The following is a 12,115-nucleotide window of genomic DNA, read 5'->3' as shown; positions in this document are numbered from 1 at the left end:
ATGCCTCGAATTCTGATTATTGACGGCGATAGCGTCACCCAACAGTTGATCAGCCACGTGCTCAGAAATCTTGACTATGAGGTTTCTGTGGCGACGACTGGTCACGATGGGGTGACCCAGGCGCAACAATTACAGCCAGCCCTGATCGTTTGTAATTGGAGGCTACCCGGTGAGATCGACGGCATTACGGTCTGTCGGGTAATCAAGGAAGACCCGCTCCTCTCGACCACCTTTCTATTGATGTTGACCGGCCGTGATAGCATTACCGACCGGATTAAGGGCCTAGAGATGGGGGCGGATGATTTGCTGACAAAACCCGTCGATATCAATGAGTTAAAGGCACGGGTGCGGGCTGGGTTGCGATTGCATCACCTGACGCGAGATCTACAGCAGCAGAAGCAACAATTGGAAGCAGAATTGGCTGAAGCTGAAACCTATGTGCGATCGCTACTGCCTCCCGATCAAACCACAAAGCTACCGATTCAGGCTCGCTTTCTGCCGTCTCGACAGCTGGGAGGTGATTGCTATGACTATTATTGGCTAGATCCAGATTACCTGGTGGTCTATCTGCTGGATGTCTCAGGCCACGGTTTGGGCTCGGCTCTGTTGTCGACGTCGGTGCTCAACGTGTTGCGATCGCAATCGTTACCCGACGTCAACTTCTATCGCCCCGAGAAAGTTTTACAGGCCCTAAACGAAACCTTCCAGATGAGCGATCAAAACGAGAAGTACTTCACTATCTGGTATGGCGTTTACAACCAAGCCAACCGCCAACTGCTCTACGCCAGTGCTGGTCACCCGCCGGCGATTCTGATATCGATTACTGAAAAAGGCCCTCAGATCGACCAACTACGCACCCCCGGCCTACCCATCGGCATGCTGCCAGATACCTCTTACCAGTGGAAGCGCTGCGTGATTCCCCCCCACAGCGCCCTCTACCTGTTCAGTGACGGCATCTATGAAACCGCAGAAGATACGCAAGCGACCGGATTGTCCACCTTTATCGATCTCCTGGCTACAACACCAAGGCACCAGAACATTGATGACATCATCACAGCCGTGCGACAGCAGAAAGATCGCGCCCCTCTTGCCGATGATCTCTCGTTACTCATGCTCAACTTAGACTAGGCCAACAGAAGAGGCCAACCTACTCGGCCGCATTGAGGACCTTAGCCTCAAACTCGGCCCGATCGGCCAATACACTAAATACCTGGTCCATACTGGTCAATTCAAACAACATACGCACTTGGTCATTGACCGAACAGATGTACATACGCCGATCTACGGCTCGCACCTTCTTTAAGACCACTACCAAGGCCCCTAACCCAGAACTATCGATAAAGGATATATCTTGCAGATCTACCAGAACAATGTCTGCCCCGGCTGCTAAGGCTTCCTCTACCTGCTGTCGAAACGATTCGACTTTGGTACTGTCTAAAATGCCACTGGGTTGCAGGACACTTACCGTTGAACTCATACTGAACTCACCACTGCAAAAATTAAAGAAGAATGTCTACGTCCAGTCCGACCTCTGGAGCCATCGATTCAGAGAAACCTAGTTAACATTGCCATTGCCAGTTCCACCAGGTCATTTCCAGCCTATCAAAGGGACATTATTCCTTCCCTCTAGGGAGCATACACTGCCTTCAAAGTTCGATCCGCACGAATTTCAACCACTAAATCGACCCACTCCCGACGATGACATAGCGGCTCGATAAACAGGGCCGGATGCAACGCCCGCCAAAAGTACTCTACGAACTGGTCAACGGTGTCATCTGCCATCCCTGATTTACCATCCGCCTTCATGGCTTGTTCTGCTTGGCGACGCCACTGCTGGCTAAGGCGATAATCTTCTGGATAGAGCACCATTAACTGATCCAACTGCTCCCAAAGCGGTAAGTAATCCCTCAGGCGTTGGTTCATATCCGCGGCAAATTGACGATCAGCCTCTGTCTCAATAGGCCAAGGGGCTGTGGCAATCTGGGCTGGGTCAACGGGACGCGCTCCCACAAACCAGCCTTCAAAGAGCACGATATCCACCTGACTCACCCATTCCGGAGAGATGCGATCGCCTTCACCTCCATGGGCCGATTTATCAAACCGTGGGATGGGAATCGCTGCATCTGGAGGTGCCTGACGCAACTGCTGCAATGTTCGCAGCCCTAACTCAATATCATGAGTGCCTGGGGGACCACGCCAAATCAGCCGGGGATCCTGTTGGCGCAAAATCTGACGGTCAGCATAGGTTTTGTATAAATCATCTATAGATAGGGTGACCCCATGTTGCCCCACTAGCGTTAACAGCTGCTGCAAGACTCGCGTTAGAGTCGTTTTGCCACTGCCCTGTCCGCCCAAGATCCCTTGAATCAAAGGACGGTTCAGTCGCTGCCTAGCCTCCACCAACCACAGGGTCAATGGTAACCACAGGAACCAGAGCCAAGGCAATAGATCAGTCAGGGAGCCATGGGGAACTGGAATTTGCCTATGTTCAAGGGCTAGTTGCTGTAATAAGTGCCACCGCCGCCGCAGTGCTGAACGAACCGTATCGTCTCGAATTCCCCAGGCATTGGCTCGGCGCTGGTCAGCCAATTCCGTAGCCATCAATGCCTGCCAGTCAGCATCAGTAGGGGAGGCGCCCGCTAGCCAACGGGTGAGGATAGACGAGGGCTGATCCATAGTTACTTATTGCATGTACTGTGCTTCGAATCGGCAGCCAAGATCTCAATGCAGGTGGACAAAGATATCCCCCCGGTAAACAGAGCACTGAGTCTTAGAAGCACCTTTACCATTACAGCCATAGCCGCTGACAGCAATGCTTTGTAGATGATCAGACAATGGCCGGGCCAGTCGTGCCCCTAATCGTAAGCCTGGAAATCTGTTCTGTAATGGTGTCTTTAGGGATGGCCAGTCTAGGTAGAGAACACCCTGACTGGGCTCGGATAACGGCGTGATACTTTGCTGCCAGTGGTCTGAGTCTGCTAGAGATGGCCGGGACGTCCTTAGGGCCGCATACATCGCATCTACTGAAGTGGCCAATACCTCATAGCCATCCACAGTAGCATGGAGTCCAGCTACCTCAGTGTTCACTTGAAACTGTGGTGATCTCACGTCAGTCCCAGATTCCACGGCTAACCGTGTCCAGGCAGACACTGATTGGTCTTCTAACTGAACTGGCCCCACACTCAACCCCTGCTGACGGGCCAGAGCATCCAAGGCCTCAATGGCAGCAGTCGTCTCCGATTGATGCTCGGCTATGAAGATCCAGTCTGTTTTGGTCGATTCCTGACTAGGCCAAAGCCCTACCGCGTATTCACCAGTTACCCAGTTCAAAAAGACCTCCGCCACATTGTTTATGCCCAGGTTAGTCTGCGCATTGTTTAGAAAAGACTGGATGGCCCCCTCAGCTAAGTCGTACCGCTCGAGACTATGGGATAGGGTGCTCCAGAGATGATCCAGTTGTGCTGAAACCGCTGCCAAGGGAGTATCTGCAGGCAAAAGTTGCAGTGCATTCATTCTCTTGGGAGAGACGGCTGCCTGGGCCATAATCTGCTGCCCAGCTGCTGCCAATAGGGCCGTATGGGCCAATAGTCCTTGGCGAGTTAGTTGTACTGTCATCAGCACCCGATCCGCACCACTGGCCATGCCTTCAAAAGCCGCGGGTAGCGCAGCGGCTGGTTCTGACAGGAGGCCCAACCACGCTAACCCCTGAGGTAGATGGGAAAACACGACCCCAATTCGATTATTCGGTAATTGTTGTAAGCCTTGCCGGTAATCACCGTCGTTCTGGAGGCTAAGATCTCGGGCTTGGACTGTGGTCAGCGACTGTTTCAAGACCTCTGGGGTATTGGCCAAGAGCACAAAGCGGTCGCCTACCGTAGCACTGGCCAGGGCAACCTGCTCGGAATCACTGGGATCGCGGCGACCATAGACTAACTGGCTGCCTGAGAATTGTTCAAATACTAATGATTCACCGGCAACTGCCCGTTTTTGCCAGAATAGCTGCAGAAATTCCCGGGCTTGCCGGCCGTTTTCGCTGCTCAAAACCAACAGATATCCGGGCTGTTGACTATTGTCTGGGTTACGGTCTAGGTCGGCAGTGGTGACCGCAAAGGTAATTTCTTGGCCTAGCCAAGGTCGAATATCTTGTTCGTAGGAGAGCCCTGTATTGGCCAACAGGCTAGTCTCTAAGCGGGCTATTTCGGCCTTGACCTGCCTCCGTTGTCCTGGATTGGCTAAGAGCCGCCATAGATCGGTCAACCGTTCTGGCCGGGTCAGAAGGGAGACCATCAAAGGTGCCTGTTTGGGCACAAAGAGAGCAGCTGTCGGTTGTAATTGGGAGCTTCCCCGCAGCAACCCTAGAGGACTCTGGGCGGTCAATCCAATAAAGCCACCCACGCCTACTATGAATATCACCAAGGTGATGGCTAGCAGACCCGTAAGAAACGTACGAAATTTCATCAAGACCAAGAATGATGGTACAGGGGCATATCAGCACTGCAGATACGACTACCCTTAACAGCGGTTCGAATAGTCTGAATGAGATTCTAGAGTGATCTCAGCCTGTGCTCTAGGCCAGCGGTACCGCGAGAAGTTCACTAAGATTAGGCCATTTAATGGCCGTCCCACGAACTCTCTTGGAGGCTAGCGCTAAGTGTTAGTGTATTACCGCAGGTTCCCCTACCAAGCCATGCTTGGCCAAGAAATTGTTAAAACTTGTGAGGATTAAGATTTGTAAGGCGAGGACATTGACCCCCAAGGTTCAGTCTCAGCCGCATTAAGCTCCCAGCAAGGAGGCATCGATACCTCGCCAGACTCCAATAAGACGACCTTGGATATCGACCTGCTCTGCCGGAAATTTCATCACTGGATAGTCTGGGTTTGCAGGCTTGAGCTGCACGTCACGCCCTTGACGATGCAGGGATTTCAGTGTGGTCCCACTCTCAACCCGAGCTGCCACGATAGTGCCATCTCGCACAGACTGGGGATCGGAGACGGGACGCATGATCACGATATCACCGTCACAAATCTGGGCTCCAATCATACTGTCACCAGTCACTTTCAGGGCGTAGTCGCTGGGTTTTAGGGGAAGCCCTGATAGGTCTAGACGCTCAACAATGTCTGTAAAGACATCGTGGACAAAACCCGCGGCAATGGTTCCCATGATTGGCACACCACGGGCTGCATGTAAGATACGGATAGTGCGGGCTTTTCCTTCGGTCCAGTCGATGTATCCCTTTCTTTTGAGATGATCAAGACGACTCTGAACCGGTGCAGGGGAATTGAGCCCCATGGCTCGCATCATTTGCCGAATCGAGGGGGAGTGCTGATGTTGGCGAATGTAATCTACCAACCAGTCGTATAGCTCTTGCTGGGCTGCAGTGAGGGGTTCCATGGGAGAAATGCATACCGCATAACCATCAGAACAACCGTACCAAAACAGCTGGCTATCTGTCTACTGAACTGCACATTTTTTTATCCTGGTTGAATAGGAGCTTGAGGGATCAAGCCCTAGCACACCAGTTGGCCATAACTATTGACGTCTATTTAATCTTTGGTCAGGCCAGCCCTGAAGTCGCTACCGAGGGCACTGCGGCTGGGGCTGGCCTGGGCCGGTTGAGCCTAGCGAATATATTCCTTCAGGATGCTATTACGGTTGGGATGGCGTAGCTTGCGTAGGGCCTTGGCTTCGATCTGCCGAATGCGCTCCCGAGTCACGTTGAAGATCTGACCGATTTCTTCCAACGTCTTCATACGACCGTCATCGAGCCCATAGCGCAGCCGTAGAACATCGCGCTCCCGAGGGCTGAGAGTGCCAAGGACACTCTCGAGATCTTCCCGTAACAAACTCTTGGAGACTTCATCCTCTGGGGTTTCCCCATCAGATTCAATAAAGTCACCCAGACGAGAATCTTCTTCTTTACCGATGGGGGTTTCCAGAGAGATGGGGAGTTGGGCCGATTTGGCAATGAATCGCAATTTCTCGATGGTCATTTCCATGCGAGTGGCGATTTCTTCTTCGGTCGGCTTACGCCCTAGCTCTTGGGATAAGAGTTTGGTGGTTTTCTTGATGCGGGAAATGGTTTCGTATAGATGGACAGGGAGTCGAATGGTGCGGGACTGATCTGCGATCGCACGGGTAATGGCCTGACGGATCCACCAGGTTGCATAGGTAGAAAACTTGTACCCCTTTTCGTGGTCAAACTTCTCAGCCGCCCGAATCAAGCCTAAACTCCCTTCCTGAATCAGATCTTGGAAGGACAGACCGCGGTTCATGTATTTCTTGGCGATGGACACTACCAAGCGCAAATTAGACTGCACCATTTTGTCTTTAGCGCGACGACCCTGATGCAGGCGACGACGGAAGGCAGGCAAGGCCATATCCACAGCTTCGGCCCACTCATCATCTCGAGGCTCACGCTCCAAGCTATCGACGAGATCATCGCGGATCCGCTCTAATTCAAGCAAATCGGCAATTTTTCGAGCCAGCTCAATCTCTTCTTCCGCACGCAGCAGTCGGATGCGACCAATTTCTTGCAGGTAAAGACGAATAGAATCTTCGGTATAGTGCTTCTTTTTATCTGGGCTGGTGCCACGACGGCGGCTCGTTTTCCCTTTGGCCGCTTTGCCCTGTTCCTCTTCTTCTTGAGCGTCAAAACCAGCATTACTATCCGGTTCAATCAGGACATCTAGTTCATTACTAGGCTCAAGTTTTCCGAGTAGGTCATTCGCTTGGGTCATGCCGCGTTCCTAGTGCTCCTCTAATTCAAATCAAACCTTCGTACACGTTAGCACTGCAAACCAAGGTGAATCTTGCTGATCTCCATACTGCTAGGCACACTCATGGATGAGATGGGTCTATCAGCTGGGTGACGCCGGTCAAGCTCACTATTGAGGAGGCAAGTTCCTGTGGGTAGGCCGCAATGCTAGCCTTGGGACTGCCTTCGTCGGATTGAGCAGTAACGCTCTATCGATAGCAGCGACTAAAGGCTTCCCCGATTGTAGCCTCTCCGACAAACGATGCACCACTGTAACGTCAATCTTCCTAAATGCGGATTTTGCAACATCCATAGGGAATGCCTGCTTATAGGGTGAGCCCCATCTTGCCGTGCCTTCTTGTCTACCTTAATGACGTAGCCCTACTGTCCGTAGCCCTACTGCCACAAGGGGGACAAGGCAGGAGATGTCAGTCAGATCGCCTCTGGATACAGTCTATCGACACCTGATCCTAACGTATCCTCTTGGGAACTGAAGCAATACTGGGGATTGGCTGAGGCCTGAGTCAGTCTTGGAGTTGATGCTGTTTGCCCTGGAAACGGCCTTCAAATGAGCCGCCCCCATCACCGAACTCCCCTCACTGCAGTTGTCTCAGGACGAGTAAATGATTACCGCCACATGGAGATGTTGAGGGGCCACCTGCATGAGTAATTCATCCAGGCACGTTAACGCTAGCTCTAAGCATAGGCTTGTTTAGCCATGGCTGAATCCACCAATAGGTTGAGGACATCGCCGTTGAGGGGTTCGACAAAGACACCATCAAGCCCCAGTTGCTCTATGTGATCTCCCCAACTCGGCTTGCTAGATTCAGTTAAAGCCACAATGGTTACCTCAGCTGCCTGCATGGTTTGCCGCAGTTGTTCTATGAGGCCAGGAGCACCCTCTTGATAGTCTCCCCTCAGGATGACTAGATAGGGAGAGCATTGCTTGGCTTTAGCAACGGCTTGGTCGATCGTTTCGGCCACAAACACTGGACAGCGCAGTTGTTTTAACAGGGTATAAATGGCTTGAGTATCACGCCGGGAAGAATCTAGAACCAGGATGTATGCTTGGGAGAATTTCATCGGGAATGGCCATGGTAACAATCTTAGGTAAATGCGGCTTGAAGCCGGTTAAATCACTCAAGTAATGAGCATAAGTAATGAGCATAGGCAGCGGATTAAGACGACCGTTCAATCAATGCCTGATCACCCGGATAACAATGTCATGCCTTGGCCAAGCCTAGTTCTGACGCTGACCCACAGATTACTGCTCGATGTTGGGCTAGCTTTGCCCTAGGAGGTGTGTCAAGCTGCATCAGCTATTAGATCACAGGCAATGGCAATGCTGCGACCTGATCAGGTCACAACCTTAAAGAAGATGACGCTTAGTGAGGAATTACAGCTGGAAATCATAGGCTGTAATGTTTTGAAATAAAGCTTTACGATTTAGCGCTTAACCCTCCTGAATTCTCAACGAAGTATCTAAAGGGTGCGATCGCATCCTCAAGTCAATCCCCGGATGGGTATCCCCGGATGTATCCCCGGATGTATCCCCGGATGTATCCATTGATTGTAAGCAGTCGTTGCGCTAGCGAAAGGATTTCTAATAATCTCTTTGAGTTGTCTCTTAAGATGAGTAACTTAACTACAGCGTTTCTGAAGCTAGTGAGGTACACAGATAGCCATGAAGCCCTTGAAATGCAGGAAGTGGTACGTGGTCTTTACCTCACCCGGCCAGGAAATGCTGTATCCATCCAGCAATGCCGATGGCAGATAATGATGTCTTATCATCCTCGTCGTTACTCCCTACTGCTGGGAGTTACCGTGCTCCCTTGGTTATTAACCGGCAGCAGTGGTTGCCATCGTCTGGCGGTTGGAGACACCGTCACCGTTGAGGACTACACCGCCACTGCCACGGTGGTCTATACCTGGCAGGTAGAATACGCCCGGGAAAATTTCGATCGGGAGCGGCGTATCCGGCGAGAAACCTTCGCCAGCAATACTCTAGTGAATCGCAACGGTCTAGAACCGGCGGCGGCGGTCACGGGACCTGATGATCAGGGACTGTGGTGGCCAGCTTTACCGCCCCGTCCTACAGTCGATGACCTAGAAGCCCGACAAAAACCTCGGGAAAAGCGCACCGATCCACAATTACTAAAATCCGTCGAGTATGCTTTCAGCTTCGACTACCAAGGGCAACTCGTCGATCTGCCTAGCAATGAGCGGGTCTACCGCCAGGCTGTGAAAGCCTATGCCCAAAACCAAGCCCTCGAGCTCACCCTCGGACCCGGCAACGGCTCGGTGGCCAAGGCTACCCCCGTGAGTTCAGGGAGCTAGGCGGGCTTTCTTGAGGCGGCTATCTTCGTACCAGGTGGCAATGGCCGGTACCCAGGCCTGAAAATGGGGCCAGATTGCTTCACAGAGTTTCTGGGCCTCAAGTTGGGCATCGCCCTTCCAGCGTAGGTCCAGTAAATGCATTAGCGATCGCACATTGGCCGACATCACCCAGTGCTGGCGAATATCAAAAGGAATTAAGCCGCGGGCATGTTCTTCGGCAAACCCAGCCTCGATCCGCTGCTGGTAGCGACGGCTGGCCTCTAAACACCACTCCAGATCTTGCTGCCGCTGGTCAGCGGTGTAGTCATACTTTTTACCCTGGCGGTCACTGTAGCTGCCCACAGGCCGCAGGTAGAACACATCTTCCACATCCCGCTTGCCTTCAACCACGTCGAGGATACGCTTACCTGTATAGCGGAAGGAATTATGAACGACTAAACCATTTGCGACAAAATTATGCCAGGGACCTTCGACCTCCAGATCGTAGGTCATTTGAAACCCCAAATACTCGACGCCAATGACTTTGAGTGGATGGGCTCTTAGCTTTCGCCCCAGAGGTTTGGGTTTGGGCTGCCAATCGGTAGGTTTAGTTATTGGCTGGAAATTTTCAGCAAATTCAATCTCTAAGTGATTGTGGTGAATGTTTTCATGACAGCTCTTACAAAGGCTGACCAGGTTTTCAAATTCATAAGCCAGCGACTTATCAGCAAACACAGGCACTAGGTGATAGGCTTGAAGCTCTCCTCCCCTGCAACCGCATCTCTGGCAAATATAGTTGAACTTCTCATGGACTTGGGGAGCATTTTGCCGCGTCCAGGCTCCAATCAGTTCTCGCTGGTCAGAGGTACCCCCCTTCCAAAAATTTGATTCAGGCCCTCGCTTAGTATAACAAGCAGCATTTTCTCTACGCTTTTTAAGGCTTTCAGGCGATAAATTCAGCTGATACCCAGGCTTTCCTTTATTCCAGGGGGGCTCTCCTTTTTGAAAAGGCGTTGGTCGCTTGTTTAACGACAGCCCATATTGATAAACCCACTTTTTGATTGCTTCTATCGAGCAATCAGCAGCTTGAGCTATTTGATCAACGGGTAAGCCCTGCTGCAGCTGCTTTTCCAGCCATTGCTTGTCTCTATATAGAGCATTGGGATTGTAATTCCAGGGCTTTTGGCCCTCCTGAAATCGGGTATCTCTTTGGTTGAGTTCAAGCCCCAGTCGTTTTGCCCAATCTCTGACCGCTGTCTCTGAGCATTCCGCCAGATTAGCAATTTCTTTAGTTGACAGTCCCAGTTCAATATGTCGAGCCAGCCAGGTCTTATCACGATAAATTCCTTTACCTGCCGCAACGATGCCATTTGAAATGACTCTACACTGTCGAGTCATTGCTAAAACTTCGCCATCCGGAGCAGTTTCTAATCCAATCGCCTTCCTCATGGTTTGCCAACCTTCAGTGGTTAGTAAACGATGATTTGTCGTGCAGTCTAGGGTTCTGCCATCCTCAAAGGTCATCCGATAGATCGGTTGGAGGCCGCTACACATGATGTCCCGAATATGACCAGTCTCAAAATGGCTGGTTGCTTCATTCAAGAGGCGTAGGCGCATGGCTTTGAGACGCTTTTTGCAATCGCGACGATATTGTCCCGGAGGCTCACCGTTACGGCCTCTAATCTTACGTTCACGAATAGCTTTCTCCCCATTGGTCCACAGGTCATGCAGCTCGGCAATTTGAATCTTTCTCAACTCCCCGGAGGCCTTAACAAAGGTCACTTCGGTATCTCCAGCCAGACACTGAACATCGAAACTGACGCCCACCCGATGGGTCCGTATCTGCTGCATGGTGGAGTGGGGGAACCAACCGATATTGAGCACAATTTGGGGATGCTCTAGGGGACCGTAATGGCCTCGTCCCCCTTTTAGCAGGTGATTAATAATGATCGCACCGCAGCGCTCTTCGCTGGGCCATTGCTCCCGCTCATGGGTCACGAAGCCTTCGGCGTAGTCTTGGTGCATGGCCGCATAAATGACCTGCTGCGGATTGGAGGTTTGGGAGATGACTTCGACGGTGAAGCGATCCATGGCAGCTGATTAGGGCTCGACGTATTCCACGGCGTGACGATGCACCGATAGGGACTGGCGGTGAAGCTGCACTGGCGGTTTACCCTGTTGCAGCCGAGGCAGGGGATACAAATGACGCACCCCATCTCGAATGGCAGTGCGCACCAGGGGCTCGGTTTCCTGAGCCAGCATGAGGTGGAGGCAGTCAATGACGTGGGAGTGAATTGTAATAGCGGTGCCGGGGACATAAATCCTGTCTTGGGGTAGATGGCTGAGCTGGCGCAGTACCTGCCGCACCGTCACTAGGCGGATCATGGGATCCTCGTTGCTGAGGCGCTCCAATAGCGGCTCGATATCCTCCGCAGCGGTAAGGCCATCGCCTGGATAGGACAGTCTGCGGTTGGCTTTTGGCCATGGCCAGTCCCGCAGCAGTAGGATTCCACCTATCTGGGCCGCGATGATGATCGGTAGCCAGACGCTGCCACTGCTGGTGCCTAGGGCCAACAAGCCATAGGTGCCGACCATGAGCCCGAGTCCCTGGGCCCAGGCAGTCTGACAGGACGCGGCTAGCCATTGCTGCAGTCGAGGGATCGGCTCAGGCGTGAGCTGAGGCCAGTATTTCATGCCATAGACGCCCCCTAGCCCAGTTGCGATCGCAACTACCAACTGCCAATGCAGCAACCACAACACCCCCCCGGTCAGGGCGACCAGCCACAGTAGGATTCCTGGGGCCACCGCCCCGGCTATGCGATCCAAACCAAACCAGCCAAAGGCCTGTACCAGTTGACGCAACACCTGATTCCAGGGGGACCGATGGCGGGAAGAATGCCAGGTATGCTGTGCCACAACTCTATATCACACTCACTAGTGTCGCCAGTCCACTCCAGACAGCCATGACGCTGCAGAGGCCAATCGATCCTGTATTAAACCACGCCGCTCCCCCCGATGGCTGCCATCAACCAATTTCCCTCTAG

At 52.4% G+C, this 12,115-nt stretch carries 10 protein-coding genes; 2 read left to right on the top strand and 8 right to left on the bottom strand.

Annotated elements, in window-relative coordinates:
* On the top strand, positions 1-1,128 hold the full coding sequence (locus XM38_RS16770) for a PP2C family protein-serine/threonine phosphatase (protein WP_080806675.1): 1,128 nt from the start codon (positions 1-3) through the stop codon (positions 1,126-1,128).
* 19 nt (positions 1,129-1,147) lie between these two features.
* On the opposite strand, the gene XM38_RS16765 is transcribed toward XM38_RS16770, so the two are convergent.
* The 6 genes from XM38_RS16765 to XM38_RS16740 form a co-directional block, all read right to left on the bottom strand.
* Positions 1,148-1,477 (bottom strand): STAS domain-containing protein, encoded by a 330-nt coding sequence (locus XM38_RS16765; protein ID WP_080806677.1) that lies wholly within the window; start codon positions 1,475-1,477, stop codon positions 1,148-1,150.
* Between the two features lie 149 nt (positions 1,478-1,626).
* The gene (locus XM38_RS16760) at positions 1,627-2,676 is read right to left on the bottom strand and encodes a glycerate kinase (RefSeq protein ID WP_088430470.1); all 1,050 of its coding nucleotides are present in this window, start codon (positions 2,674-2,676) and stop codon (positions 1,627-1,629) included.
* A 45-nt stretch (positions 2,677-2,721) separates the two neighbouring features.
* Positions 2,722-4,458: a DUF3352 domain-containing protein gene (locus XM38_RS16755; RefSeq protein ID WP_080806679.1), complete on the bottom strand. Its 1,737-nt coding sequence runs from the start codon at positions 4,456-4,458 to the stop codon at positions 2,722-2,724.
* Positions 4,459-4,774: 316 nt separating this feature from the next.
* Entirely contained in the window at positions 4,775-5,392 is a 618-nt protein-coding gene (lexA, locus tag XM38_RS16750) for a transcriptional repressor LexA (protein WP_080806682.1), read from the bottom strand.
* Between the two features lie 227 nt (positions 5,393-5,619).
* Positions 5,620-6,738, bottom strand: a complete 1,119-nt coding sequence (gene rpoD / locus XM38_RS16745; RefSeq protein ID WP_080806684.1) for an RNA polymerase sigma factor RpoD — start codon at positions 6,736-6,738, stop codon at positions 5,620-5,622.
* A gap of 713 nt (positions 6,739-7,451) precedes the next feature.
* Positions 7,452-7,838, bottom strand: a complete 387-nt coding sequence (locus XM38_RS16740) for a response regulator (protein WP_080806686.1) — start codon at positions 7,836-7,838, stop codon at positions 7,452-7,454.
* Positions 7,839-8,531: 693 nt separating this feature from the next.
* On the opposite strand from XM38_RS16740, the gene XM38_RS16735 reads away from it, so the two are divergent.
* Positions 8,532-9,092 (top strand): hypothetical protein, encoded by a 561-nt coding sequence (locus tag XM38_RS16735; RefSeq protein WP_202978907.1) that lies wholly within the window; start codon positions 8,532-8,534, stop codon positions 9,090-9,092.
* On the opposite strand, the gene thyX is transcribed toward XM38_RS16735, so the two are convergent.
* Together thyX and XM38_RS16725 are read right to left on the bottom strand one after the other, a co-directional pair.
* Positions 9,081-11,162, bottom strand: a complete 2,082-nt coding sequence (gene thyX / locus XM38_RS16730; protein ID WP_080806688.1) for an FAD-dependent thymidylate synthase — start codon at positions 11,160-11,162, stop codon at positions 9,081-9,083. The genes XM38_RS16735 and thyX overlap by 12 nt on opposite strands.
* A gap of 9 nt (positions 11,163-11,171) precedes the next feature.
* Positions 11,172-11,987 carry a hypothetical protein gene (locus XM38_RS16725; protein ID WP_088430468.1) on the bottom strand — a complete coding sequence of 272 codons (816 nt, stop codon included), beginning with the start codon at positions 11,985-11,987 and terminating at the stop codon, positions 11,172-11,174.
* Between the last annotated feature and the right edge of the window lie 128 nt (positions 11,988-12,115).

Source organism: Halomicronema hongdechloris C2206 (assembly GCF_002075285.3).
Classification (GTDB): Bacteria; Cyanobacteriota; Cyanobacteriia; order Phormidesmidales; family Phormidesmidaceae; genus Halomicronema_B; species Halomicronema_B hongdechloris.
This window is presented reverse-complemented; position numbering and strand designations above follow the sequence as displayed.